This is a genomic window from Sphingobium sp. B12D2B, from assembly GCF_025961775.1.
Lineage (GTDB): Bacteria > Pseudomonadota > Alphaproteobacteria > Sphingomonadales > Sphingomonadaceae > Sphingobium.
Map to the genome: position 1 here is coordinate 3,380,247 of NZ_JAOQOH010000001.1, position 24,569 is coordinate 3,404,815.

24 protein-coding genes are annotated in these 24,569 nt (G+C 64.7%); 17 read left to right on the forward strand and 7 right to left on the reverse strand.

Features of this window, described 5'->3' with window-relative positions; all coding sequences use genetic code 11:
- The first annotated feature begins 98 nt into the window (after positions 1–98).
- Complete coding sequence (locus tag M2335_RS15760; protein ID WP_264595301.1) at positions 99–1,193, forward strand: NADH:flavin oxidoreductase; 1,095 nt, start codon at positions 99–101, stop codon at positions 1,191–1,193.
- 66 nt (positions 1,194–1,259) lie between these two features.
- On the opposite strand, the gene M2335_RS15765 is transcribed toward M2335_RS15760, so the two are convergent.
- Positions 1,260–1,685: a MarR family winged helix-turn-helix transcriptional regulator gene (locus M2335_RS15765; RefSeq protein WP_264595302.1), complete on the reverse strand. Its 426-nt coding sequence runs from the start codon at positions 1,683–1,685 to the stop codon at positions 1,260–1,262.
- A 565-nt stretch (positions 1,686–2,250) separates the two neighbouring features.
- Here M2335_RS15765 and M2335_RS15770 point away from each other — a divergent pair.
- Positions 2,251–2,835: a YdeI/OmpD-associated family protein gene (locus M2335_RS15770; protein ID WP_264595303.1), complete on the forward strand. Its 585-nt coding sequence runs from the start codon at positions 2,251–2,253 to the stop codon at positions 2,833–2,835.
- Between the two features lie 134 nt (positions 2,836–2,969).
- Here the strand turns inward: M2335_RS15770 and allB are convergent, their stop codons facing one another.
- Positions 2,970–4,394, reverse strand: coding sequence for an allantoinase AllB (allB, locus tag M2335_RS15775; protein ID WP_264574223.1), 1,425 nt, complete (start codon positions 4,392–4,394; stop codon positions 2,970–2,972).
- A gap of 25 nt (positions 4,395–4,419) precedes the next feature.
- Positions 4,420–5,208, reverse strand: coding sequence for an SDR family NAD(P)-dependent oxidoreductase (locus M2335_RS15780; RefSeq protein WP_264571423.1), 789 nt, complete (start codon positions 5,206–5,208; stop codon positions 4,420–4,422).
- 209 nt (positions 5,209–5,417) lie between these two features.
- Here M2335_RS15780 and M2335_RS15785 point away from each other — a divergent pair, with 209 nt between their 5' ends.
- Positions 5,418–6,407, forward strand: coding sequence for a LysR family transcriptional regulator (locus tag M2335_RS15785; RefSeq protein ID WP_181560790.1), 990 nt, complete (start codon positions 5,418–5,420; stop codon positions 6,405–6,407).
- 24 nt (positions 6,408–6,431) lie between these two features.
- On the opposite strand, the gene M2335_RS15790 is transcribed toward M2335_RS15785, so the two are convergent.
- From M2335_RS15790 to M2335_RS15800, 3 genes are read right to left on the reverse strand one after another with little or no spacing between them, the layout of a single operon-like run.
- Positions 6,432–8,090 carry a hydantoinase B/oxoprolinase family protein gene (locus M2335_RS15790; protein ID WP_264595304.1) on the reverse strand — a complete coding sequence of 553 codons (1,659 nt, stop codon included), beginning with the start codon at positions 8,088–8,090 and terminating at the stop codon, positions 6,432–6,434.
- The gene (locus M2335_RS15795) at positions 8,087–10,207 is read right to left on the reverse strand and encodes a hydantoinase/oxoprolinase family protein (protein ID WP_264595305.1); all 2,121 of its coding nucleotides are present in this window, start codon (positions 10,205–10,207) and stop codon (positions 8,087–8,089) included. The genes M2335_RS15790 and M2335_RS15795 overlap by 4 nt, the downstream gene beginning before the upstream one ends.
- Positions 10,191–11,201, reverse strand: coding sequence for an isopenicillin N synthase family dioxygenase (locus M2335_RS15800; RefSeq protein WP_264595306.1), 1,011 nt, complete (start codon positions 11,199–11,201; stop codon positions 10,191–10,193). The genes M2335_RS15795 and M2335_RS15800 overlap by 17 nt, the downstream gene beginning before the upstream one ends.
- A gap of 159 nt (positions 11,202–11,360) precedes the next feature.
- Between M2335_RS15800 and M2335_RS15805 the strand changes: the two genes are divergently transcribed.
- Genes M2335_RS15805 through M2335_RS15860 form a run of 12 tightly spaced genes read left to right on the forward strand, consistent with a single transcriptional unit; the run spans position 11,361 to position 20,869 of the window.
- Entirely contained in the window at positions 11,361–12,146 is a 786-nt protein-coding gene (locus M2335_RS15805; protein ID WP_264571427.1) for an SDR family NAD(P)-dependent oxidoreductase, read from the forward strand.
- Positions 12,147–12,162: 16 nt separating this feature from the next.
- Positions 12,163–13,359 (forward strand): cystathionine beta-lyase, encoded by a 1,197-nt coding sequence (metC, locus tag M2335_RS15810; protein WP_264595307.1) that lies wholly within the window; start codon positions 12,163–12,165, stop codon positions 13,357–13,359.
- A gap of 17 nt (positions 13,360–13,376) precedes the next feature.
- Positions 13,377–13,793: a DUF3830 family protein gene (locus M2335_RS15815; RefSeq protein ID WP_264574216.1), complete on the forward strand. Its 417-nt coding sequence runs from the start codon at positions 13,377–13,379 to the stop codon at positions 13,791–13,793.
- Between the two features lie 4 nt (positions 13,794–13,797).
- A complete protein-coding gene (locus M2335_RS15820; RefSeq protein ID WP_264595308.1) occupies positions 13,798–15,255 on the forward strand; it encodes an aldehyde dehydrogenase family protein in 1,458 nt (485 codons plus the stop codon).
- Positions 15,256–15,257: 2 nt separating this feature from the next.
- Complete coding sequence (locus M2335_RS15825; protein ID WP_264595309.1) at positions 15,258–16,076, forward strand: urease accessory protein UreD; 819 nt, start codon at positions 15,258–15,260, stop codon at positions 16,074–16,076.
- A 1-nt stretch (position 16,077) separates the two neighbouring features.
- Positions 16,078–16,380 carry an urease subunit gamma gene (locus tag M2335_RS15830; protein WP_181560798.1) on the forward strand — a complete coding sequence of 101 codons (303 nt, stop codon included), beginning with the start codon at positions 16,078–16,080 and terminating at the stop codon, positions 16,378–16,380.
- On the forward strand, positions 16,364–16,708 hold the full coding sequence (locus M2335_RS15835; RefSeq protein WP_264595310.1) for an urease subunit beta: 345 nt from the start codon (positions 16,364–16,366) through the stop codon (positions 16,706–16,708). Before M2335_RS15830 ends, M2335_RS15835 begins: the two co-directional genes overlap by 17 nt.
- Entirely contained in the window at positions 16,708–18,417 is a 1,710-nt protein-coding gene (ureC, locus tag M2335_RS15840; RefSeq protein ID WP_264595311.1) for an urease subunit alpha, read from the forward strand. Before M2335_RS15835 ends, ureC begins: the two co-directional genes overlap by 1 nt.
- 17 nt (positions 18,418–18,434) lie before the next feature.
- Entirely contained in the window at positions 18,435–18,971 is a 537-nt protein-coding gene (locus tag M2335_RS15845; RefSeq protein WP_264595312.1) for an urease accessory protein UreE, read from the forward strand.
- Positions 18,880–19,659 (forward strand): urease accessory protein UreF, encoded by a 780-nt coding sequence (locus M2335_RS15850; RefSeq protein ID WP_264595313.1) that lies wholly within the window; start codon positions 18,880–18,882, stop codon positions 19,657–19,659. The genes M2335_RS15845 and M2335_RS15850 overlap by 92 nt, the downstream gene beginning before the upstream one ends.
- 5 nt (positions 19,660–19,664) lie before the next feature.
- Complete coding sequence (ureG, locus tag M2335_RS15855) at positions 19,665–20,303, forward strand: urease accessory protein UreG (protein WP_264592455.1); 639 nt, start codon at positions 19,665–19,667, stop codon at positions 20,301–20,303.
- Positions 20,300–20,869: a HupE/UreJ family protein gene (locus tag M2335_RS15860; RefSeq protein WP_264595314.1), complete on the forward strand. Its 570-nt coding sequence runs from the start codon at positions 20,300–20,302 to the stop codon at positions 20,867–20,869. Before ureG ends, M2335_RS15860 begins: the two co-directional genes overlap by 4 nt.
- 14 nt (positions 20,870–20,883) lie before the next feature.
- Here the strand turns inward: M2335_RS15860 and M2335_RS15865 are convergent, their stop codons facing one another.
- Entirely contained in the window at positions 20,884–21,471 is a 588-nt protein-coding gene (locus M2335_RS15865; RefSeq protein ID WP_264595315.1) for a TIGR00730 family Rossman fold protein, read from the reverse strand.
- 191 nt (positions 21,472–21,662) lie between these two features.
- Between M2335_RS15865 and M2335_RS15870 the strand changes: the two genes are divergently transcribed.
- Together M2335_RS15870 and M2335_RS15875 are read left to right on the forward strand one after the other, a co-directional pair.
- The gene (locus M2335_RS15870) at positions 21,663–22,991 is read left to right on the forward strand and encodes an aromatic ring-hydroxylating dioxygenase subunit alpha (protein ID WP_264595316.1); all 1,329 of its coding nucleotides are present in this window, start codon (positions 21,663–21,665) and stop codon (positions 22,989–22,991) included.
- Positions 22,988–24,427 carry a glutamine synthetase family protein gene (locus M2335_RS15875; RefSeq protein ID WP_264595317.1) on the forward strand — a complete coding sequence of 480 codons (1,440 nt, stop codon included), beginning with the start codon at positions 22,988–22,990 and terminating at the stop codon, positions 24,425–24,427. Before M2335_RS15870 ends, M2335_RS15875 begins: the two co-directional genes overlap by 4 nt.
- Positions 24,428–24,569 lie beyond the last annotated feature (142 nt).

The window sequence follows — 24,569 nt, forward strand, 5'->3', positions numbered from 1 at the left end:
GGCAGCCATGTCGCACCCGCATCCGCTCGCAGCGAGCCAGCCTGTAGAGGACGCCATTGTTCCGAGCCATCGCGTCGATGGCAAACTGGAGTTGAAGAATGACCGTTGATGTTTCGCCTCTTTATGCGTCCTTCCAGGTGAACGGGCTGACCCTGCCCAATCGTCTGGTCATGGCGCCGATGACCCGCGCCAAAAGCCCCGGTGGCATCCCGACCGATGAGGTCGCAGCCTATTATCGGCGGCGCGCGGAAGGCGGAACAGGTCTTCTGATCAGCGAGGGAACGGTCATCGACCGCCCCCTCTCGCGCAACAATGCCGACCTTCCCAGCATCCATGGCGATGGGCTGGCGGGCTGGCGGAAGGTGCTGGCAGAGGTGCATGACGCGGGCGGGCGGATGTGGAGCCAGCTGTGGCATGTCGGCGCCCTGCCGGACCCACGCGCGCCCGACTGGCCGAACAATTTCGAGGGGCCTTCCGGCCTGACCGCCCCAGACCAGCCGCTCGGCCACGCGATGACCGAGTCCGACATCGCCGATACGATCGCCTCTTTCGCGCGCGCCGCCGCGGATGCAAAGGCCGTCGGCTTCGATGGCATCGAACTGCATGCCGCGCATGGCTATCTGATCGACCAGTTCTTCTGGGCCGGCACCAACCGCCGGGACGATCGTTGGGGTGGCCCCACGCTGGCCGAACGCGCGCGCTTTGCCGTGGAGATCGTCCAGGCCGTCCGCTCGGCTATTCCTGCAGATATGCCGCTCGGCATGCGCGTCTCGCAGTACAAGATCCAGGATTATGACACGCTGCTGGTCTCCAGCCCGTCCGAGGTCACGGACTGGCTCGGGCCGCTCGCGGATGCAGGCGTCGATATCTTCCACTGTTCCCAGCGCAATTTTACCGCGCCAGCGTTTCCCGGCAGCGACCTCAATCTGGCAGGGTGGGCGAAGAAGGCGACAGGCAAGCCCAGCATCACGGTCGGGTCGATCGGGCTGGAAGAGAGTTTCTACGGGGACACTGCCGAGGCCGGCGCTCCCACTTTGCGGGAACTGGTCGAACGCCTCGAGCGCGATGAGTTCGACCTTGTGGCCATCGGCCGGGCGATCCTGAGCGAACCGCAAATTTCAGAAAAGGTCCGCGAAGGGCGGTTCGGCGAGATTGCCCCGTTTACCCGCGAGGCCATTCTTGAGTTGCGTTAAGTCAGCTCGCCGGGAGCGATCCGCCAAACCGTGGGCGGATCGCTTCGGGTGAGCCATTGCAAGGGGCTACTCGACGCCACTGATCGTCGCGGTCAACGCCCGAAGTTCGTTGATGAGGCGCTCCAGCCGTTCCGCTCCAAAACGCTCGGAATATTCCGCCATCACCCGCCTGACATCATAGGTCAGCGTCTTGACGAGTTCATGCCCGTCGGGCGTGAGAGCCACCAGAACGCGGCGCCGATTGTCCGTCTCGCGCGCCACAAGATTGCGCGCCTCGAGTTCCTTCAGGATGCGGGTGACGCTGGGCTTGTGCAACTGACCAATTTCAGCGACCCGGCTCGCATCCGTGGGGCCGTGATCGTTAATGACCCGCATGACCCGACATTGCGGCTCGGTAATGTCATGCTCCCGCATCTTCGGCCGCATCGGCAGTATCACGGCTTCCTTGGCGCTCAACAGAACTGCTGAAAGCGTCTGCTCGTACTTCGGCAATTTAGGAGGCTTGCTCACATAGTATCCCGGAATTGATGAAGTTGGATGAAATTATCGAGAGCGACAAATATATCGTAACGTTCCAGCCAATGATAATGAGAACAATAGTACATGACCGGGGTGGCCGCCAGACCTCAAGGCCCGAGCATCAAACATCGTCGGCTGCTGAGCTGATGTCGAGAACCGCGCTGCTGAGCTAATGTTTGATATGCTGCATGACCGCGACCCTGAGGAATGGCCCGACGCCCTTGGCGTGACCAGACTCCGATTTAGGCGCATCGTTCGGCGGGAAGCCGGCATGAATTTCACGCAGCGTCGCCAACAGGCGCCTTCCGTTCCGCCTTCCAAGCTGGCGGCGGGCGAGCCTATCACGTCCGTGGCACTGGATCTGGGCGGTGACGCGCGCACAATTTCTCTACGACGTTCAAGCGCGTTCTAGGCGTGCCAGTCATCACCTTGTCCAGAACAAGGCGTATGAACGCTGGTGCGTAGTTTCCACATGTGGCGCCCTCCCGCCGACCCACATACCCTGTTCAGTCCGCTCGTGGGACCCTAGGATAGTGATATGAGTGGTACCAAATCCGGTCTTCAAATCCTTCTTTTCGAAACCGATACGCATTTCGCCGAGTGGCTGTCGCGTCAGGGACCAGATGCCAAGGGTGCGTGGCTTCGGTTTGCGAAGCGGGGGTCGAGCCTTGTCACCTTAACCAAGGCAGAAGCGATCCACACCGCCATCTGCCACGGTTGGATCGACGGACAACTGGATAAGTATGACGAGCACAGTTGGCTGATCCGTTTCACGCCGCGCAAGCCTCGCAGCAAATGGTCTCAGGCAAATCGAACACGCGCACTTAGCCTCATCGCGGAGGGCCTCATGGCTGCGCGCGGGATAGAAGAAGTAGAAGCGGCGAGAGCCGACGGACGATGGGATGCCGCCTATGCCTCTGCCAGCAAGGCTGAAGTGCCGCCGGACCTGCAAGACGCTCTCAACGCGAACACGAAGGCTGCTGCCTTTTTCGCGACGCTCGCGGGCGCGAACCGCTACGCCATCCTCTATAGAATCAGCACGGCTAAGCGGGCACAAACGCGTATGCGCAAAATCGCAGAATTCATCGCCATGCTGGAACGTGGTGAGACAATTTACGGATAGCTTGCCGGCTGCACAAGGCAAGCTTTGGTGGGCAGAAATCGGACCGCAAAGGTCGGCTGTTGAACCGACCTCATGTAAAATACAGCACGCCGCTATGAACCGGGTGTCACGCTCGCCGCGCCAGGCGCCCTATTTCAGTAACGCTTGCCTCGCTTTTCGAGAATGGCCTTGGTCGTAGTGTGGGTATTGCGCGGTGTCGGCGCAGGCATTTGCTGGATGCGCCGCACGTTGAGGCCGTGGCCCATCGCGCTCGTCACCAACTCTCCGTCACGCATCACGAAGCGTCCGCGCACCAGCGTATGGATCGGGGCACCCTTGGTCTCGTAACCCTGGAAGGGCGTCGAGGAGCCCTTGGACTTGAGCAACGCGGAGTCGACCTTGACCGCCTTCTCCATGTCGACGACGACGATGTCCGCATCGGAGCCCGGCAGCAGGGCGCCTTTGCGCGGATAGAGGCCGAATGCCTTTGCTGGCGCCAGCGAGGTCATGCGGACATATTGCGTCAGCGTCATCCGACCATTGGCGATCTGGGTGAGCATCAGCGGCATCTGTGTCTGCACACCGGTAAAGCCGCAGTCGGCCCTCCAGATGTCATCGTTATGCTTTTCTGCATGGCTGTGCGGCGCATGGTCGGTGGCGATCATGTCGATCGTGCCGTCCGCAACGCCCTGCCAGAGCTGCTCTTGATGGACCTTCTCGCGCACCGGCGGATTGACGCGGATGAGCGACTTCTTCTCGGTATAAGCGCGCTCGTCGAGCAGCAGATAATGGGGGCAGGTCTCGGCCGTGATGTCGACACCGCGGGCTTTCGCCTCGCGCAGCGGACGCAGTTCGTCGCCGGATGAGACGTGCAGGATGTGGATGCGCGCTCCGGTCCATTCCGCGAGAATGGCCGCTCGCGAGACCGCTTCCACCGCGACGACGGGCGGGCGGGCGTCGAGATGCGCCAGCGGGTCGCAGCAATCCTGCTCGCGCAGCTTCTTCGAGCGACGCGCCATGATCGAGGCATTCTCGGCGTGCAGCGCCACGCGATAGCCGTGCTTTGCGACGATCTCGAACCCTTCGAGGATCGCACCGCTCGGCGGGGATGGGAGGTTGCCGAAGGTGTTGCCCATGAAGCATTTGAAGCCGGCGACGCCGCCCTCGATCAGTGCCTCGAGCTGGTCGAGATTATCCTCGCCGAGCAGGCCGTAGATGCCGAAGTCGACATAGGCCTTCTTGGCCGATTCCAGCTTCATGTTGAGTGCTTCCACCGTGCCCGTCGGCGGATTGGTGTTTGGCATCTCGAACACGGTGGTGACGCCGCCCATCGCAGCGCTGGCCGTACCGGTTTCCCAGGTTTCCTTGTGCGTGTAGCCGGGATCGCGGAAATGCACATGCGCGTCGATGGCGCCGGGGAGAATGTGCTTGCCGGTCGCATCGACCACCTCGGCGGCCTCGGGCATCGCCTCCCGCGCTCCGATGGCCAGGATGAGGCCGTCCTTGATCGCGATCGAGGCGGGGAACATGGCGCTGTCGGTGACGATTGTGGCGCCGTTGATGACGATATCGGCTTTCATGGCGGGTTCCATGGTTATGAGAGGATCAGAGAGCGGCCCAGCCACCATCGACGGGCAGGTCGATGCCGGTGATCTGGCGCGAAACGTCGGAGGCGAGGAACAGGCAGGCATTGGCCACGTCCTGCGCGCTGCTGATGCGGCGCAGCGCATATTCGGCAGCGTGCTCGGCGATGATTTCCTCTTCGCTGCGCCCGGCTGCCTCGGCCATACCCGGCATCACCTTGGTGCGGAAGCGCGGACCATCAACCATGCCGGGCGCGACGATATTCACGTTGATATTGTAAGGCCCAGCCTCGATCGCCGTCGACTTGGTGATGCCGCGCAAACCCCATTTGGAGGCGGAATAGGCCATGCGGCCGGCGCGTCCATGCATGCCGAAGGTGCCGCCGACATTCACGATCTTGCCATAGCGCCGCGCGATCATGCCGGGCAGGACGGCCTTCATCATCAAAAAGCAGCCGCCCATGTTGAGCTTGATGATTTCATCGAAACCTTCCGGCGTGGTCTCCCAGGCGGTGTCGCCGACAGGCCCGGTGCCGCCAGCGACGTTAACCAGCACATCGACACGACCATGCGCCGTCTCGGCCTGGCTCACCGCGGCTTCGCAGTCGGAGGCACTGGTGACGTCACAGCGGATGACGGTAACGGAGGCCTTTGGCCCGATCTCTTCCTTCAGGGTCTCCAGCGCAGTCATATCACGGCCAAGGATGACGATCTTGGCGCCTTCACTAGAAAAGGCCTGTGAAATTGCAGGCCCCATACCTTTCCCGGCGCCTGTAATCATCACAACTTTACTATCGAGATCGAGATTCATTGCCCGCCCGTGACGTTATTGTTCGAAAATAGACCAGAATCAAAATTGATATTGACTTCTGATATTCGATTCGACTTTAAAGAGGTGCGTTTCGACCGAAGCCGACTTCAAAGACGATATTCGATACATCGGTGCATAAGGGATGTGCCGGTGACCAAGTGGTGCTAAACCAGGGGCATGGTGTAGCCGAAAATCGAACGGAGTCGCTGATGGCGCTACGCAACCAGAGGATCTGGCAGTATATCGATGAGGTCGCGCGCGTGGGTTCGGTCCGTCAGGCGGCCGAGCGGTTGAACGTGACGCCCTCCGCCCTGCTCCGCCGCATTCAGGATGTCGAGCATGACCTGAACGCCGTTATTTTCGAGCGACATACCTCTGGCGTCCGCCTCACTGCCGCCGGCGAAGTGCTGATCAGCTGGATACGGATGCAGACCTCCGAATTGCGGCGCGTCTACTCGCAGATCGAGGAGCTGGAAGGTCTGCAGCGGGGCGAGGTGCGCATTGCCTGCAGCCAGGCAGTCGCCCGCAGTTTCGTCCTGCGTCACATCGTCAGCTTTCGCGAAAAGCATCCCAATGTGAAGTTCAAGCTCTCCGTGACCGATCACAGCACGGCGGTGCGCGCGTTGATCGATTATGAAATGGATATCGTGCTGATCTTCCGTCCGCTTCGCTCGTCGGAGCTCCACCCGATCATGTCGATCGGTCAGGGTTTGGTCGCCGTCATGGCGGCGGACCATCCGCTCGCCCAGCATGAGGTGCTGCGTCTGCGGCAATGCGCAGAATATGACGTCGCCATGCCGGACATGGCCTTTGGCGGGCGCGAAATCGTCGAGAACCGGCTGCTCTCAAGCTCAGCCAAGCTCAATGTAGCGGTGGAAGCCAACAGCTTCGACTTTCTGGGCGAACTGGTTGCCGGCGGCGATCTCATCACCTTTCAAATCGACATTGGTGCCGATGTCTGGCGCCATGATCCCCGGTTCGCGGTGCGCCGGATCAGCGACATCGACCGGACCTACGGACCGCTGGTGCTGGGGCAGCTCAAGGGCCGCCCGTTGCCATTGGTCGCAGCGAAGTTCGCCGAACAGATGGCGCGCGATCTTCATGAGTGCCGGTCCCTGCCGACCCTGCCGGGGGCGGCGGAATGGTCCATGGATGAGGACGACGACGATGCCGCCCACGGGTTCACGCTCGACGCCTGACGGGCATGGCCGACCGGGCCGGTGCTAGAGGGCCTGGCCGTAGATCGCCTTCGCGCTCGCGTGGGAAATCATGCCTTCATCCAAATCGGCACGGACGCTGTCCGGCCTGCGCTGGGCTGGGTCGCCCAGGCCCGCCCCGCCGGGGATCTGCAGCACCAGCCGCTCGCCAGCGGGTATCGCCTGCAGGCCCTTGGCGCGCATCATTTTGCCGCCGGAGGTCGACACCGTGCCCGCCGCGCCGTCATGCCCGCCATCGCGCCCCCTGGCCGGGCGGTCAACCCGTTCGAACATCGCGAGTACTTCGAAGCCGCTGCCATCACGCATCCCGACTTCCACGGTCTGCCCCAGGCCGCCGCGCAACGCGCCGGCCCCGCCGCTATCGGTACGCAATTCCTTGCGCCAGATGACGATGGGCGCACCGCTCTCGGTCACCTCGACCGGCATGGCGCGTACACCGCTGGGGAAGGCAGTGCCAGAGAGGCCATCCTGCCCGGGTCGCGCGCCAGAGCCGCCGGAATTGAAGAAGATCGCATCAAATGGATCGCCCTGTCGGCCATTGCCTTCCGCCGGCAGCCGACCGCGCAATTGCACGGACCACAAACAGGACGAGCCCTCGGCCGGCACCCGGTCGGGGATGGCCTGCGAGAGGCAACCGAACACCACATCCGGCAGCATCTGCCCGATGACATGCCGCGCCGCGACCGGCCAGGGGCGCTGGACATTGAGGATGGAGCCTTCCGGTGCGGTGACCTCAAACGGCTCCAGCGCGCCGAAATTGTTCGGCACTTCCGGCGAGATCACGCAGCGCAGGCCGAACACGGTGTAGGCGCGGCAATAATTGAGCACGACGTTGATGCCACGCGGCAGGCAGCCGTCCGTGCCCTCATAATCCATCGAGAGGGTGTCGCCATCGATGGTGAGCGTCCCGACGATGGTCACCGGCGCATCATAGCCATCGATCACCAGCGTGCTGGACCACTGGCCATCCGGCAGCTTGGCGATTTCCGCGCGCGTCGCCGCCAGCGAGCGCTCGATGATGTAGTCCGCGACCTGCGAGAGGTCCGCCATGGCGAATTCGCCAAGCATGGCGCTCAGGCGGCGGGCGGCAGCCTCGTTGCTAGTGATGTAGGAGAGCACGTCGCCCTTCACCTGCAGCGGCATCCGCACATTCTGGCAGAGAATGTCGATGAGATCCTGGTTGATACGCCCGGCGTCGGCCAGCTTCATCAACGGAATCTGCAAGCCTTCCTCGTAGATCGAGCGGCCATCCGGCCCCTGCCCAAGGCCGCCGATATCGACCTGATGGCAGCACACGCCGAACAGCCCGACGACCCGCCCCTCATGGAAAGCCGGGGAGACCACGGTGACGTCGTGGAGATGTCCCGCCGTCAGCCAGGGATCGTTGGTGATGAAATGGTCGCCCTGCTTCATCGTCGCGACCGGGAATTTGGCAAGGAAGTGCCGCACGCCTTCGGCCATGGAGTTCACATGCCCTGGCGTGCCCGTGACCGCTTCTGCCACCAGTCGTCCGTCCAGATCGAACAGCGCGGCGGAAAGATCGCCGGCATCGCGCACCGTGGTCGAGAAGGCTGTGCGCATCAGCGTCTGGGCCTGCTCTTCGACAATGGAGATCAGCCGCGTCCAGATCACCTGCATCCGCAGTTCGGTCAGCGCATCGCTCATCGGGCGTCTCCTGTTTCACGGCGGGTCAGCACCAGATAGCCGCGTTCGTCCATCTGTCCGTCGAAACGGGGCGAGACCACGGTGGTCGTCTCACGCTCGGCGACCAGCGCCGGGCCGGAGAACCGCTCGCCGGGCTGCATCGTCTCGCGGGCGTAGAGCGCGAAATCCATCGCCTGACCGGTGGTGGGATCGACCACGCGCCGGCTGCCGACCGGCGTGGCAGTGCGGGTTGCGACCGCCGTGCCGGATGCTTCCGCGCGGAAGCCGCTCGCGCTCACATTGACGCGCCAGGTCAGCATTTCGATGGGAAGGTCGAGCACCATGCCGCCATATTGCGCGCGATAAGCCTGCTCGAAGCCAGCTTGGAGGACGGCGATGTCCGCCTCGCCGAGCCGGCGGGCCGGAATCTCGAACGGGATTTCATATCCCTGCCCCTGATAGCGGGCGAAGCAGACGCGGCGTTCGCTCTGGTCCGCTCCGGTCGCGCCGGCGCTGACGAGGCCGCGCGCTTCGGCGGCCATTTCGTCCAGCAGAGCATTGAGGCGGGTCAGATCGGCCTGATCGAGCCGCATGGTGAGGCTGCGGGCAATCTCATAGGAAACCGGCGCGCGCAGGAAGCCGACCGCCGATCCGACGCCGGCGCCCGACGGGATGATCACGCGCCCGATGCCGAGCTTTTCGGCAAAGCTCACCGCATGGAGCGGCGCAGCGCCGCCGAAGGCGATCAGCGTGCGCTCGTCCAGCGTCATGCCCTGCTCGACGGCGTGGACACGCGCTGCGCTCGCCATTGTCTCATCGACAATCTCGCTGACGCCGACTGCCAGCGTCTCCGCCTTGCCATCCCACAGGCCGAGGCCGGCCAGCGCGGCGTTCGATTTTTCGGGGTGCAGCGTTACCTTGCCACCGGCAAAGCGGCTGGGGTCGATGCGGCCGAGCGTGATATCCGCGTCGGTCACGGTCGGGCGCTCGCCGCCGCGTCCATAAGCTGCCGGGCCGGGCTCCGATCCCGCGCTATGCGGCCCTACCGTCAGGCGCCCGGCGCTATCCACCGCGGCAATCGATCCACCGCCGGCGCCGATCTCGACCATTTCCACCACGGGGATGCGCAACGGCAAGCCGCTTCCCTTGCGGAAGCGGTGGGCGCGACCGACCTCGAACACCTGCGATGTCTGCGGCGTACCATCGTTGATGAGGCAGATCTTGGCTGTCGTGCCGCCCACATCGAGTGCCAGCACGCGGTCCTCACCGCATTCGCTGGCCACGGACGCGGCGAAGATTGCGCCGCCCGCCGGGCCGCTCTCCACCAGCCGCACGGGAAACCGCGCGGCGATATCCACGGTGGTCAGGCCGCCGGAAGACAGCATCAGGTAGAGCGGGCAAGCAAAGCCCATCTCCGTCAACCGCGTTTGCAGCCGGCGCAGATAGGCATCGACCAGCGGCTGCACATAGGCATTGGCCGTGGTGGTGGAGAAGCGCTCATATTCGCGCATCTCCGGCGAGACCTCGCTGGAGAGCGAGAGAGCCACACCCGGCATTTCATCGCGCAGAATTTCCGCCGCGCGCAGCTCGTGCGCCGGGTTCACATAGCTGTGCAGGAACGCGACGGCGACGCTCTCCACACCCTCGGCGCGGAACTGGGCAGCGGCAGCGAGCACGGCCTCTTCATCAAGCGGCAGCAACACGTTGCCGAGCGCGTCCATCCGCTCCGCCACGCCGAGCCGCCACTTGCGCGGCACCAGCGGATCGGGCTTCTCCATGCCGATATCATATTGGTCGAAGCGGCTTTCAGTGCCGAGCGCCAGCACGTCGCGGAACCCGTCGGTGGTCAGCAGCGCAAGTTTGACACCGCGTCGTTCGATCAGGGCGTTGGTCGCCAGCGTCGTGCCGTGAACGACCAGCGAGACGTCCGCCGGCCCGATGCCGGCCTCCTCCAGCAGCAGGCTCACCCCGTCGAGGAGAGCGCGCTCGGGCGCGTCATAGGTGGTCAGCAGCTTGGTCGAATGGCGACGATCGCCAACCTCCAGAACGACATCGGTGAAGGTTCCGCCGATATCGGCACCGATCTTCGCGCCGATCCCCGCAGCGGCGGGGGAGGCAGCCTCAGTTATAGACGTCATGGGGGTTCTTGGAGAGCTGGCTGTAGAAACGGGCGAGATGATCGGCAACGCGCACCGGCTCGTAGCTGGGGCCGTCTGCGCCAACGAGCTCCGGCAGCGGCGCTACCGTCACATTGCGATCAGGATTCGCGAAATAGGGCACAGAAAAGCGCTCTACATCCGTGCGATTGCGCACGCGGTGATAGTTGGAGATGAAGCGGCCATTCGACCACCACATCATCATGTCGCCCACATTGATCGTGAACGCGCCACGCAGCGGCGGCGCCTGAATCCATGCGCCGTCGCGCCGCTTGACCTCCAGGCCGCCGATCTCGCCTTGCGCCAGGATCGTGAACGGCCCTTCGTCGGTGTGCGAAATCATGTTGGACACGTCGCTGTCCGCCGCGTTCGGCAACACCGGATAATAGTTCATACTCAACTGCGAGGGTGGATGCTTGAACCAGCCATCGAACCGATGCTCGTCAAGACCCAGACCGATCGCAAAGGCACGCAGCAACTCGCGGCCAAGGGTCACCATGGCATCGAGATAGGTCTCACCAGCCGCCTGGAACTCCGGCATGTCAGCGGGCCAGCGATTGATTTGATCAAAGATGCGGGCGTGCTCCATGTCGTCCGGATCGGCCGGCCACTCATGCTGCATCCGATATTGCTCGAACATGCGGGTGTTGCGGGAGAGCGGCTGTTGCGGGGGCATGGGTATGTAACCGCGATACCAGTCCGGTGTGGCGAAGGCCTCAGCCCGCTCCGCCATGGGCTTGGCGAAGAAATCCGCAGCAGCTCTGAACACGGCGTCGATCACCGCCTGCGGCACCCCATGGCCAGTCAGATAGAAGAAGCCGATATTCTCGCAGGCAAAGGCGATTTCTTCGGCGACAGCCTTGCGACCGGCCGGGTCGCCGGACAGGAAAGGCGCGAAATCCACGATGGGAATCTCGTCCAGCGACACGGCAGCTGCTGCTGCAATATCGTCCTCGCTTCTTTCGCTACGGCTCATATCTGAACACTCCAATGGCTGTCCGTGACTCGTTTAGGACAACGCGGATGGGGCTAGCGGTGCTTTTTAGGTACGGGCCTGTCGCCGAATGATCAACTTCCCGCGCGGCCGATTTGCGGTAGGCATGTAAAAGAAGTCCCCCTGCGGATGATGCCACGAATGACTAACATGAAGAATGCCCCCGATCTGACCGGAAAGACCGCGCTGGTGACCGGCGGCACGCGTGGCCTCGGCCTTGGCCTGGCACGGGCGCTGGGGCGGCAAGGTGCAAAGCTGGTTCTGGTCGGTCGCGATCCTGACACCGGAGCGAAGGCCGTCGCCGCGCTCGCCGCGGAAGGCATCGATGCACAGGCCGTTGCGGCAGATGTCTCCGACGGAGCCGGTTTGCGCGATGCCGTCGCACCACTTGGCGCCATAGATCTTCTGGTCTGCGTGGCCGGTGTGGGCGTGCCGCGCCGTCCCGTGTGGGAGGCGACACCGGAAGACTATCGCGCTTGCTTCGATATCAATGTGCTGGGCGTGATGAATGCCATGGCTGCCGTGATGCCCAGCATGGTGGAACGAGGCGAGGGCCGCGTGGTCACCATTGGCGGGACCTATGGCCATAAGGGCAACGCCGGCTTTGCCATATATTCGGCGTCCAAATGGGCTCTGCGCGGCCTCGTCAAATCCGCCGCGCTCGATGCCGCGCCTTATGGCGTGCGGGTCAACCTCATCTCTCCGGGCGGCGTGGAGGGCGAGCGCCTGTCGCGGATGTTCCGTGAATCCGCGCAGCGCAATGGCGAGCCGGAGGACGCGCCGCTCAAGCGCTTCCTCGCCACCACGGTGCTGGGCCGTCTCGTCACCGAGGAAGATGTCGCAGCGGCGCTCTTCCATCTTGTCGGGCCGGCAGGCAACATGATCACCGGGCAGGACATCGTCGTGGATGCCGGCACCGTCATCTAAAGGGGAAAGCAAGAGCATGGCCGATCTCAAGGGCTTCCATCGCGATACGCAGGCACTGCACGCCGGGCGCAATCCGGAAGCCAATTTTGGCGTCGTCAATCCGCCGGTCTACCACTGCTCCACGGTCCTGTTCGAATCCGTGGATGCGCTGCTGGAAACGCGGCGGGACCGGGCTTCGGGCGCGTTCGAGGGCTTCACCTATGGACGCGAGGGCACCGCGACCACACGCGCGTTCGAGGATGCGATCACCCTGCTGGAAGGTGGCTATCGCGGCATCACGACGAGTTGCGGCCTCGGCGCGATCTGTGCTTCGCTCACGGCCTTCCTCTCCGCTGGAGATCATCTGCTGATCGTGGACAGCCTCTACGGCCCGGCGCGCGATTTCTGCGAAAGCTTTCTGCGCAAGTTCGGGGTCGAGGTGACCTACTACCGTCCGGACGTCGGCGCCGGCATTGTCGATCTCTTCCAGCCGAACACTCGCGTCGTCTATATGGAGAGCCCCGGCTCGCTCACCTTCGAGATAACGGATGTGCCGGCCATCACCGCGGAGTGCCGCGCGCGGGGCATCTGGACGATCTTCGACAACACCTGGGGGTCGCCGGTTAATTTCCGTCCCCTCGAACATGGCGTGGACGTGTCGATCAATGCCGCGACCAAATATATTTCCGGCCATTCCGATCTGATGCTCGGCATCGCCGTGACGACCGAAGCGGCCTTCATTCCGGTCAAGAAAACGGCCTCGGCCTCGGGCTATTGCGGCGGGCCGGACGATATCTACATGGCGATGCGCGGCCTGCGCACCCTGCCACTGCGGATGAAGCAGCATCACGCCTCCGGTCTTGTTATCGCGCAATGGCTGCAGGCTCGGCCGGAGGTTCACCGGGTGATGCATCCCGCGCTCCCGGATGATCCCGGTCATGCGATCTGGAAGCGCGACTATGACGGCGCTTCGGGCCTGTTCGGCTTTGTTCTGGAAGCATGTAGCGAGGCACAGTTCGCGGCTTTCATGGACCATATGGATCTCTTCAAGCTGGGCTATTCCTGGGGCGGCTATGAGAGCCTCGTCGTGCCGACCTATCCCAACACGCTGCGCTCGGCGACCGAGTGGTCCGCGCCTGGCCCGGCCGTGCGCATCCATGTCGGGCTAGAGGCGGTCGACGATCTCATCGCCGATCTCGAGAGCGGCTTCGCCCGGCTTCATGCCGCAGCCTGATTTTGATGGAACACCCCATGACCCTGATCGACATTACCGCCGGCCCGTTCAGCTTCGTCGCCAAGCTGGAAGAAGAGCTGGCGCCCGTGACCGCCGCGCGCTTCAAGGCAATGCTGCCTTATGACGAAAGGCTGATTCACGTCCGCTGGAGCGGTGAGGGCGTGTGGATTCCGCTTGGCGATGCCACATACGATCTGCCCTGGGAGAACCCCACGCGCTATCCGGCGCCGGGCCAGTTCATCTTCTACCCCGGCGGCTACAGCGAATGCGAGATCCTGCTCGCTTATGGTGGCGTGGCCTTTGCCAGCAAGCTGGGGCCGCTGGCGGGCATCCATTTCCTCACGATCATCGAAGGACTGGAGCATCTGCCCGAACTCGGCCGCACCGTCTTGTGGGAAGGCGCCCAATCCGTCAGCTTCCGGGTGAGGGGCTGATCGCATGGCGCCGCGCATCGAAAAGCTCCTGATCGACGGCCAGTGGACGGAAGCGAGCGGCGGCGAGACGTTCGAGACGATCAACCCCGCCGACGGCAGCCTGCTGGCTCATATCGCGCGCGCTACGGCGCAGGATGTCGACCGCGCTGTCGCCGCTGCGCGCGCGGCGTTCGAGCAGGGGCCATGGTCGCGCTTCTCTCCCGCCGACCGACAGGCGTTATTGATGCGCCTCGCCGACCTGCTTGAGCGCGACGCCGAGCATTTCGCGCGGCTCGACACGCTGGAAATGGGGTCTCCCATCCGTCACACGCGCGGATCGGTAGCGATGCTCGTCGATCTGCTGCGCTATTTCGCCGGCATTGCCCGTTCGATCGAAGGTACGACCAACGCCCCCTCCGATCCCGGCTTGTTCGCCTGTACCGTCAAGGAGCCGGTCGGGGTTTGCGGCGCGATCATCCCCTGGAACGGCCCACTCTGGGCTTCCGTGCTCAAGCTTGGTCCAGTGCTCGCGAGTGGCTGCACGCTGGTTCTCAAGCCGGCCGAAGATGCCAGCCTCGCGCCGCTGCGCCTTGCCGAACTGGCGCTGGAAGCCGGCGTGCCGGATGGTGTGTTCAATGTGGTCACCGGCTTCGGCACGGAAGCCGGCGCCGCCCTCGCCACGCATCCCGGCGTAGACAAGATCGCCTTCACCGGATCGGTGGAGACCGGCCAGCAGATCATCCGCGCCTCTGCCGGCAATCTCAAGCGCCTGTCGCTGGAGCTGGGGGGCAAGTCGCCCAACATCGTCTTTGCCGATGCCAATCTCGAAGCCGCAGCGCAGGCCGCAGTCGGTGCCGCCTTTGCCAATTCCGGTCAGGTGTGCAGCGCCGGCACAAGGCTGTTCGTCGAGCGCCCGGTGCATCGCGCGTTCGCCGCCGAGGTCGCGCGCATCGCAGCCGATCTCAAGATCGGCGATGGCCTCGATCCGCAGACCGATCTCGGCCCGCTCGTGTCGGCGCGGCAGCTAAGCCGGGTTTCTACGCATATGGAGGATGCGCTGGCCGAGGGCGCTCAGGCCCTGTCCGGCGGCGCGCGACTCTCCGGCGCGGATTATGATCAGGGCTTTTTCTTCCCACCCACGGTGCTGGTCGATGCGCATGACGAGATGCGCGCGGTGCGGGAGGAGATTTTCGGCCCCATCCTTGCCACGCTCCCCTTCGATAGCGAGCATGAGGTCATCGCCCGCGCCAATGCCACGCAATTCGGCCTTGGCGCGGGCGTGTGGACGAGCAGCGTCGGCCGTGCGCATCGCCTGTCGCGCGCGCTCAAGGCCGGCTCGGTGTGGGTGAACTGCTATAACCGCATTGATCCTGCCGTGCCCTCCGGGGGCGTCAAGGCGAGCGGACAGGGCCGGGAATATGGCCGCCAGCATGTCGAGGAGCATTTCCAGCTCAAGTCCGTCTGGATCGATACGGCAGTCTGACGGTGCTGCAGGCCGTCCCCTCCTACCTTCGTAGCCATGGGACGCTTTCGCTGCGCTTCGAGCAACGCGCCGGCAAGACGGTGTTGCGCCACCGGCAGGAGGGCGGCTGCCTGCGCGTGCGCGTGCCGCGCGGCCCTGCCGTCGAGGCGGTCGTCATTAACACATCCGGCGGCCTGTGCGGCGGAGACAGCATCGACCAGCGCGTGGCGTGGGCCGAGGATACCGCATCGCTGCTGACCACGCAGGCCGCCGAGAAGGTCTATGGCAGCACCGGCCCCGCCTGCACCGTTGCCACGCGCCTTCATGTCGGTCCCCGCGCCAGCGCAGAGTGGCTGCCGCAGGAAACCATCCTGTTCGATGGCGCCCGGCTGGAGCGCATGACCGACATCGCATTGGAGGCCGACGCTGCTTTGCTCTGGTGCGAATCCGTCGTGTTCGGCCGCCTCGCACGCGGCGAGCAGTGCTCGACGGGCCAGCTGCTTGATCGCGTTCGGGTCCACCGGGGCGGCGCGCTCATCTATGCCGATGTGCTGGCGCTGGGTGAGGCGCCGGCTGCCCAGCTCGGTCGCCCTTCGTTGGGCAATGGCGCCCGTGCCAGCGCGGTGCTGCTGGCCATTGGCGGTGATGCGCTCACCCGCCTCGATGCGGTGCGTGCCACGCTGGACGATCATCCCGATGTGCTGGCCGGCGCGAGCCTGTGGAACGGCATCCTTGCCGTCCGACTGCTCGCTCGTGATCCGCCGGCGCTGCGCCGCTGCCTGGCGGCATCGCTCAAATTGCTGCGGGGCCGGCCCGATCTGCCCGGCCTGTGGAGGTGCTGAGATGCAATTGACACCCAGAGAGAAGGACAAGCTGCTGCTCTCCGTCGCCGCCATGGTGGCGCGGCGGCGGCTGGAGCGCGGGGTGAAGCTGAACTACCCGGAGGCCATCGCCCTGATCAGCGACTTCGTGCTGGAAGGCGCGCGGGACGGGCGCAGCGTCGCCGATCTCATGGAGGCCGGCGCGCACGTTCTCACCCGTGAGCAGGTGATGCCGGGCATCGCCGAGATGATCCCCGATGTGCAGATCGAAGCGACCTTTCCCGATGGCACGAAACTGGTGACAGTCCATGACCCGATCCGCTGACGCCCCCATATCGGCCGGGATCGTCCCCGGCGAACTTCTCCCCGCCGCTGGCGAGCTGGAACTGAATCCCGGTCGCCCCGTGCTGCGCCTGACCGTGGCCAACACCGGAGACAGACCCGTGCAGGTCGGCAGCCATTATCATTTTGCCGAGACCAATCCGGCGCTCGATTTCGACCGTGCTGCCGCGCGCGGGCACCGGCTGGATATTCCCTCCGGCACGGCGGTGCGCTTCGAGCCCGGGCAGAGCCGCGAGGTCGATCTGGTGCCGGTGGCCGGCGCGCGCACGGTCATCGGCTTTCGGCAGGACGTGATGGGAGCACTGGACTGATGGCATATCGCATGACCCGCGCGGCCTATGCCGACATGTATGGCCCCACCACCGGCGACCGCCTGCGCCTCGCCGATACCGATCTTATCATCCGCATCGAGCGCGACCTCACCGACTATGGCGAGGAAGTGAAGTTCGGCGGCGGCAAGGTCATCCGCGATGGCATGGGCCAGAGCCAGGTCACCCGCGCTTCCGGGGCGGCCGATACCGTCATCACCAATGCCGTGGTGCTGGACTGGACCGGCATCTACAAGGCGGACATTGCGCTGCGCGATGGGCGCATCGCCGCCATAGGCAAGGCCGGCAATCCGGACATCCAGCCGGGCGTCGATATCGTCATCGGCCCTGGCACGGAGATCATTGCAGGCGAGGGGAAGATTCTCACCGCTGGCGGCGTCGATGCGCATATTCACTTCATCTGCCCGCAGCAGGTGGAGGAGGCCATCGCCAGCGGCGTCACCACCATGATCGGTGGCGGCACCGGCCCGGCGACCGGCACCAACGCCACCACCTGCACCCCCGGCCCCTGGCATATCGAGCGGATGCTGATGGCCGCCGAGGGCTTGCCGGTGAACCTCGGCTTTGCCGGCAAGGGCAATGCCAGCCAGCCCGATGGCCTCATTGAGCAGATCCGCGCCGGTGCCTGCGCGCTCAAGCTGCACGAAGATTGGGGCACCACGCCTGCCGCGATCGACTGCTGCCTGAGCGTCGCGGATGCGATGGACATTCAGGTGATGATCCACACCGACACGCTCAACGAGAGTGGTTTCGTGGAGGATACGATCGCCGCCTTCGCCGGGCGCACGATCCACGCCTTCCACACCGAGGGGGCAGGCGGCGGCCATGCGCCGGACATCATCCGTCTTGCCGGGCTGGCACATGTGATCCCGTCGTCGACGAACCCGACCATGCCCTTCACGGTCAACACCATCGACGAACATCTCGACATGCTGATGGTGTGCCATCATCTCGATCCGTCGATCCCCGAGGATCTCGCCTTTGCCGAGAGCCGCATCCGCAAGGAGACGATTGCTGCCGAGGACATTCTCCACGATCTCGGCGCGCTTTCGATCATCTCGTCGGACAGTCAGGCGATGGGCCGCGTCGGCGAGGTCATCACCCGCACCTGGCAGACCGCGCATAAGATGAAGCGTCAACGTGGGCCGCTGGATGGCGACGATGCGCAGGCCGACAACGCACGGGCGAAACGCTATGTCGCCAAATATACGATCAACCCCGCGCTGGCGCAGGGCCTCGCGCATGAGGTCGGCTCGGTCGAGGTCGGCAAGCTGGCCGATCTGGTGCTGTGGCATCCGGCCTTCTTTGGTGCCAAGCCAGAGCTGGTCATCAAGGGTGGCATGATCGTCCACGCCATGATGGGCGATGCCAATGCCTCCATTCCCACGCCGCAGCCGGTTCATGCCCGCCCGATGTTCGGCAGCTATGGCCGCGCGATGGCGGCAAGCTGCATCACCTTCATGAGCGCCGCCGCGCTGGAGACCGATCCTGCCGCGCGCTTGGGCCTGTCCCGGACGCTCAGTGCCGTGCGCGCCACCCGCAGCATCGGCAAGCGCGACATGAAACTCAACGATGCCCTGCCGCATATCGAGGTCAATCCAGAGACGTATGAAGTGCGGGCAGATGGCGAATTGCTGGCCTGCGAGCCTGCCGACGAGCTGCCCCTCGCCCAGCGCTACTTCCTCTATTGAAAGGGTTGGGACGCCATATGCTCCGCATCACAGCCATTGAGCCCGGCCACAGCCATGACGCCACCGACACGGTGCTGCTCGATCATGACCAGCGCCGTCGCCGCCGCATCGTCTATCGCACACAGGCTGGCCGCGCGATCCTGCTCGATCAGCCCAATGTCGTCCATCTGCGCCATGGCGATGGGCTGCTGCTGGACGATGGCACGCGCGTCGCGGTCGAGGCACTGCCCGAGCGGCTCATCGCCATCACCGCGCCGGATCTCCCCGCGCTGGTGCGCATTGCCTGGCATCTGGGCAACCGCCATCTGCCGACCCAGCTCGATGGCGAACGGCTGCTGATCCGTGAGGATCATGTCATCGCCCATATGGCCGAGGGGCTCGGCGGCACCTGCCACGCGGTCGAAGCCGCGTTCGATCCCGAGGGTGGCGCCTATGAGGGTGCGCCCGGTCATGCTCACGCCCATGATCACGGGCACGGACATGATCACGGGCACGACCATCACAGTCACGGGGATGACCACCACGACCATCACCATCATCACAGCCATGGATGACGGCGCGCTCTTCGATCTGCTGAGCTGGATGTCGCCCGCCTGGCCCATCGGCGCCTTCGCCCATTCCGGCGGCATCGAGTGGGTAGTGGAGGCGGGGCATGTCACCAGCCGCGACACGACAGTGGCGTGGATCGGCGACTTGCTGGAGCACGGCCCGCTGTTCAATGAGGCGCTATTCTTTCTCCACGCCCTGCGCGCTGGGCAGGCTGGCGATGTCGCACGGCTGACCGAAGTGGCCGAACTGGCGGTTGCCGCCCAGAGCGGCTTCGAGCGCCATCTGGAAACCACGGCGCAAGGTGCGGCCTTTCGCCGCATCGCGCTTCAGTCGACGCAGCCTTCCGCCTTTGCATCGCTGATCGCGCATGTGCCGGATGGCGCGCTCGCCTACTCTGTAGCGGCGGGCTGCCTCTTCGGCTGCCAAGGCATATCGGAGCGGCATGGTCTTGTGGCCTATCTCCATGGCTGCGTCGCCAATCTCGTTTCCGCCGCCCAGCGGCTCGTGCCGCTCGGTCAGACTGATGGCCAGCAGGCCCTGCTTGCCCTGCGCGAGCCGATCCGTGCGCTGGCAGCGGAGGTGATGGCGCTGCCCGACAGCGATCCCTTCCTCGCCCTGCGCGGCTGCACGCTCGTCGCAGAGATCGGCTGCATGGCGCATGAAACCCAATATACGAGGCTGTTCAGGACATGACGACAATGGAACAGAATGGCGCCATGCAGGCGCAGACAACCGGCGCCCTGCGCGTCGGCATTGGCGGGCCGGTTGGCTCGGGCAAGACGGCGCTGATGGACGCGCTCTGCAAATCGCTGCGCGAGCGCTATCGGATCGCCGCCATCACCAACGACATCTACACGCGCGAGGATGCCGAGTTCCTCACCCGCGCCGGCTCGCTGGAACCTGAACGCATTCTTGGCGTCGAGACCGGGGGCTGCCCGCATACCGCGATCCGCGAGGATGCTTCGATGAACCTGGCGGCGGTGGACACGCTGGAAAAGCGCTTCCCGGGCCTGCAACTGGTGCTGATCGAGAGCGGCGGTGACAATCTTGCCGCTACCTTCAGCCCCGAGCTGGCGGACCTGACGATCTACGTCATCGACGTGTCGGCGGGCGACAAGATCCCGCGCAAGGGCGGACCGGGCATCACCCGCTCGGACCTGCTCGTCATCAACAAGATCGATCTCGCGCCCCATGTCGGTGCCAGCCTTGAGGTGATGGACCGGGATGCGCGCAAGATGCGCGGACAGCGCCCGTTCGTCTTCGCTAATGTGCGGGCGGGCCAGGGCGTCGCGGAGATCGAGGCATTTATCATCGAACATGGAGGGCTGAACGGATGATCAGACATTGCAAAACGGCGCTCGTCGCCATGATCGCGCTGATGCTGCCGGCGGCGGCACAGGCACATCCCGGCCATGAGGTCGCCAGTCCGCTGGTCTCGGGCCTGCTGCATCCGCTCACCGGCGCCGATCACCTCGTCGCGATGGTCATGGTCGGACTGTGGGGCGGCATGTTGGCGGGCCGTGCGAAATGGGCCGCACCTGCCGCCTTTGTGGGCGCGATGGTGATCGGCTTTGGCTATGCGCTGCTCGGCCAACCAGCCGGACTTGCCGAAGGCGGCATTCTGCTCTCCATCCTCCTGCTTGGTCTGGCGCTGGCCCTTCGACTGAAGGCCTCATGGGCTGTCGCGGCGGCAGTGACGGGTGCTTTCGGCTTTGTGCACGGCATGGCGCATGGTCTTGAGGCTCCGGCTGGTGAGGTCGCCACATTTGCGTTCGGCTTTATCGCGGCGACAGCGGCGCTGCACGCGCTGGGCGTCGTGATCGGAAGCCGCGTTCCCGCACAGGCCTTGCGGGCGATGGGTGCGATGGGCGCCGGTTTCGCGGTGTTTCTGCTCGCGGCCTGATCGCGCTCAGGCGATCAGAGCCACTTCGGCACGTCGGGCTTTTCGAAGGCGATGAGGGCGTCGATCAGCGCGTCTGGGTCGCCTTCGACGACGATGCCGTTGCGATGCTCGGGCGGCAGGAATTTCTGCCCGATCATCGTGTCGATGAAGGTCATGAACGGCTCGTGGAAGCCGCCGACATTGTAGAGTCCCACCGGCTTGTCGATCTCGCCCAGCTGGTTGAGCGTCCAGGCTTCCATGAACTCCTCCAGCGTCCCGATGCCGCCGGGCAGGGCGATGCAGGCATCCGCGACGCTGAGCATCCGCTCCTTGCGCACCCGCATCGTCTCGACGATCTCGTGCAGCGAGAGATCGGGGTGGAGGTGCCCGCGATCGAACAGGCGCTGGTTGATGACGCCATGGACATGACCGCCGCCTGCCAGCGCGGCATCGGCCAATATGCCCATCAGCCCCTTGTGCGTGCCGCCATAGACGATGCCGATCCCGCGCCGGGCCAGCGCCGCGCCCAGCTCTGCCGCCGCGCGTTCATAAGTGTCGCCAAGGCCCGGATTGGATCCGCAGAAGACGGCAACGGTACGGATGTCGCGCTTTGGCTGGCTCATTGATGTGCTCGCATGTTCGAATGGTCGATGCGCGAGCCTATGTTTCGAAATCCGTCACGGCAAGCGCTGATGGGTTCTGATTCCAGCAACGCAGCGGGCGCCAGTCGGCAACACGCGCGCGCGAGCGGTTGAGGCAAAACGGACGTGATCAGGGCACCAGCACCGCACAGACGACCCACGGGAAGCCAAGCATGACACCAGCACAAAATGATCTCATCACCCTGAGCGGCAAGGGTACGCCGCTCGGCGCACTCCTGCGCCGCTACTGGCAGCCCATCGCATTGGTGGAGGAGCTGGAAGGGCCGCGGCCCGCCAAGGCCGTAAAGGTGCTGGGGCAGGACATGGTGCTGTTCCGCGACGAGCAGGGCCGCCTCGGCCTGCTCGACCGGGATTGCCCGCATCGCGGCGCCGATCTCGCCTTCGGGCGGCTGGAAGATGGCGGCCTGCGCTGCCTGTTCCATGGCTGGCTGTTCGATGTCGATGGCAATTGCATCCAGACCCCCGGCGAGCCGGCCGGCTCCAGCCTGTGCAGCCGCGTCAAGCAGCGCAGCTACCCGGTGGTCGAGCGTGCCGGTATGATCTTCGGCTTTCTGGGCGAGGGCGATGCGCCCGCCTTCCCCGGCCTGGATTGCTTCGCCGCGCCGGACAGCCATGTCTTTGCCTTCAAAGGCTATCTGGATTGCAACTGGCTGCAGGCGCTGGAGGTCGGTGTCGACCCGGCTCATGCCAGCTTCCTCCACCGTTTCTTCGAGGATGAGGAGGCGGACGCTTATGGCAAGCAGTTCCGCGGCCGCTCGGCAGACAGCGACCTCACCATGATCCAGGTGCTGCGCGAGTTCGAAAACCCGGACATCACGATTACCAAGACGGATATCGGCTTCCGCCTCACCGCCTTGCGCTCGCTGCCCGAGGGCAAGACGCATGTGCGCATCACCAACCTGTTCTTCCCGCAGGCCTTCGTCATCCCGCTTTCGGAGACGATGACGATCACGCAATGGCATGTGCCGATCGATGATCACAGTTGCTACTGGTACGCCGCCTTCACCAGCTTCACCGATGCGGTGGACAAGGAAGAGATGCGCAGGCAGCGGCTCACGCTTTATGAGCTGCCGGACTACAAGCCCCGCCTCAATCGCCAGAACGACTATGGCTATGACGTGGTGGAGCAGCGCAGCCGCACCTATACGGGCATGGGCGAGGACATCAACGTGCACGACCAGTGGGCGGTGGAGTCCATGGGCCGCATCCAGGATCGCACCCGCGAGCATCTCGGCACCACGGACAAGGGCATCGTCGCCTATCGCACCATGCTCATCCGCGAGATCGGCAAGCTGCAGAAGGGCGAGCGCCCACTGCTCGATCTGACAGCGGAGGAAGCGCAGCAGGTGCGTGATCCGGGCACCGTGGATGGCGTCGCGCCCGCCGGTGCGGATTTGGAGGCCTACTGGCGTGAGGTGGACCGCCGTCGTCGCGATGCCGCACCCTGGGCCTCCCAGCCGGCTCCTGTTTCCGCGGAATGAGCGACTTCATCGCCACCCATGGCCTGTGGAGCAACGAAGCCCGTCGCCAGGCCGCCGATGTCCTCAGGCGCGTCGAAGCCGACGGGATCAATACCGTCCGCCTCGTCTTTGCGGATATGCACGGGATCACGCGCGGCAAGACGTTGCTGGCCGGCTCCCTCGCGGGCGCCTTCGAGGATGGCTGCGCGATCACCTCGACGCTGCTGCTCAAGGATACATCGCACCGCACAGTGGTGCCGGTTTTCGCGGCCGGCGCCGGGATTGGCGATGCCGATCTGCAGGGCGGCGGCGATGTCATCATGGTGCCCGATCCGGCCACCTTCCGCGTTCTGCCCTGGGCACCCGGCACCGGCTGGATGCTGTGCGACCTCTATCATCATGATGGTCGCCCGGTGGTCGCCTCCACCCGCCGGCTCGCCCGCGCGGCGGTGGACCGGCTGGCGGCGCGCGGCTTTGAGTATGTGAGCGGGCTCGAAGTGGAATTCTACCTCACCCGGCTGGAAGACGCGGCGCTCGCGCTGGGTGATGCCGGCCAGCCCGGCCGCCCCCCGCAGGTCTCATTGCTCCATCAGGGCTATGCGTATCTCACCGAGCAGCGTTACGATCAGGTCGAGCCAATCGTCGAGATCCTGCGCGAAAACTGCCTCGCGCTCGGCCTGCCGCTGCATTCGCTGGAAGTGGAGTTCGGCCCCAGCCAATGCGAGTTCGTCTTCAAGGCGGGCACCGGCATTCGCCCGGCGGACGACATGATTCTTTTCCGCAGCGCCGCCAAGCAGATCGCCCGGCGCCATGGCTATCATGTCAGCTTCATGTGTCGCCCCCAATTGCCCGAGGCGATGGCGAGCGGCTGGCACCTCCACCAGTCGCTGCGCAATATCCGCACCGGCGAGAATGCCTTCGCACCCTCGGACGGGTCGGATGGCCTTTCCGGCGTTGGCCAACAATTCCTCGCCGGCCTGCTCGCCGGCGCAGCCGGGGCCGCGCCCTTCTCCACGCCCACCATCAACGGCTACAAGCGCTACCGGCCCAACAGCCTCGCGCCCGACCGCGTAGCCTGGGCGGAGGACAATCGCGGCGCCATGCTGCGCGTGCTCGCCAGAGGCGCCGCCAAGCTGCGCCGTATCGAGAACCGCGTGGGCGAGCCGGCCGCCAATCCCTATCTCTACCTCGCCTCTCAGATGGTCACCGGCCTTGCCGGAATCGAGGGCGGCATGGACCTGCCCCCGCCGGTGGACTCACCCTATGCTGCGCAGGTCGAAAAACTCCCCCAGACGCTCGATGCCGCGCTCGACCGGCTGGACACAGACCCCCTCCTGCGCGCCGCCTTCGGCAATGATTTCGTCGACCACTTCCTCCTCATCAAACGCGCCGAAGTCGCCCGCTACAACCAGACCGTGACGGACTGGGAACATCGCGAATATTTCGATTTGTTTTGAGGGACGAAGGCAGATCGACAGGACGGGCATCCCCCCAACCCACGGCCCAGTCCTTCGGTACGCTGCTTCGATAAGCTCAGCGGCTACTCACGATGAACGGACTGCCGTCCACTATGTTTGTCGTGTCCGGTCAGCCCGCTTT

What these genes read in the sequence shown, in the direction of transcription:
- M2335_RS15875 (WP_264595317.1), top strand. Translation starts at nt 22,988, where the DNA reads ATGAGCGACTTCATCGCCACCCATGGCCTGTGGAGCAACGAAGCCCGT.
- ureC (WP_264595311.1), top strand. Translation starts at nt 16,708, where the DNA reads ATGGCATATCGCATGACCCGCGCGGCCTATGCCGACATGTATGGCCCC.
- M2335_RS15820 (WP_264595308.1), top strand. Translation starts at nt 13,798, where the DNA reads ATGGCGCCGCGCATCGAAAAGCTCCTGATCGACGGCCAGTGGACGGAA.
- M2335_RS15805 (WP_264571427.1), top strand. Translation starts at nt 11,361, where the DNA reads ATGACTAACATGAAGAATGCCCCCGATCTGACCGGAAAGACCGCGCTG.
- M2335_RS15780 (WP_264571423.1), bottom strand. Translation starts at nt 5,208, where the DNA reads ATGAATCTCGATCTCGATAGTAAAGTTGTGATGATTACAGGCGCCGGG.
- M2335_RS15870 (WP_264595316.1), top strand. Translation starts at nt 21,663, where the DNA reads ATGACACCAGCACAAAATGATCTCATCACCCTGAGCGGCAAGGGTACG.
- M2335_RS15800 (WP_264595306.1), bottom strand. Translation starts at nt 11,201, where the DNA reads ATGAGCCGTAGCGAAAGAAGCGAGGACGATATTGCAGCAGCAGCTGCC.
- ureG (WP_264592455.1), top strand. Translation starts at nt 19,665, where the DNA reads ATGGAACAGAATGGCGCCATGCAGGCGCAGACAACCGGCGCCCTGCGC.
- allB (WP_264574223.1), bottom strand. Translation starts at nt 4,394, where the DNA reads ATGAAAGCCGATATCGTCATCAACGGCGCCACAATCGTCACCGACAGC.
- M2335_RS15830 (WP_181560798.1), top strand. Translation starts at nt 16,078, where the DNA reads ATGCAATTGACACCCAGAGAGAAGGACAAGCTGCTGCTCTCCGTCGCC.
- M2335_RS15760 (WP_264595301.1), top strand. Translation starts at nt 99, where the DNA reads ATGACCGTTGATGTTTCGCCTCTTTATGCGTCCTTCCAGGTGAACGGG.
- M2335_RS15795 (WP_264595305.1), bottom strand. Translation starts at nt 10,207, where the DNA reads ATGACGTCTATAACTGAGGCTGCCTCCCCCGCCGCTGCGGGGATCGGC.
- M2335_RS15770 (WP_264595303.1), top strand. Translation starts at nt 2,251, where the DNA reads ATGAGTGGTACCAAATCCGGTCTTCAAATCCTTCTTTTCGAAACCGAT.
- M2335_RS15850 (WP_264595313.1), top strand. Translation starts at nt 18,880, where the DNA reads ATGATCACGGGCACGGACATGATCACGGGCACGACCATCACAGTCACG.
- M2335_RS15860 (WP_264595314.1), top strand. Translation starts at nt 20,300, where the DNA reads ATGATCAGACATTGCAAAACGGCGCTCGTCGCCATGATCGCGCTGATG.
- metC (WP_264595307.1), top strand. Translation starts at nt 12,163, where the DNA reads ATGGCCGATCTCAAGGGCTTCCATCGCGATACGCAGGCACTGCACGCC.
- M2335_RS15845 (WP_264595312.1), top strand. Translation starts at nt 18,435, where the DNA reads ATGCTCCGCATCACAGCCATTGAGCCCGGCCACAGCCATGACGCCACC.
- M2335_RS15785 (WP_181560790.1), top strand. Translation starts at nt 5,418, where the DNA reads ATGGCGCTACGCAACCAGAGGATCTGGCAGTATATCGATGAGGTCGCG.
- M2335_RS15815 (WP_264574216.1), top strand. Translation starts at nt 13,377, where the DNA reads ATGACCCTGATCGACATTACCGCCGGCCCGTTCAGCTTCGTCGCCAAG.
- M2335_RS15790 (WP_264595304.1), bottom strand. Translation starts at nt 8,090, where the DNA reads ATGAGCGATGCGCTGACCGAACTGCGGATGCAGGTGATCTGGACGCGG.
- M2335_RS15835 (WP_264595310.1), top strand. Translation starts at nt 16,364, where the DNA reads ATGACCCGATCCGCTGACGCCCCCATATCGGCCGGGATCGTCCCCGGC.
- M2335_RS15865 (WP_264595315.1), bottom strand. Translation starts at nt 21,471, where the DNA reads ATGAGCCAGCCAAAGCGCGACATCCGTACCGTTGCCGTCTTCTGCGGA.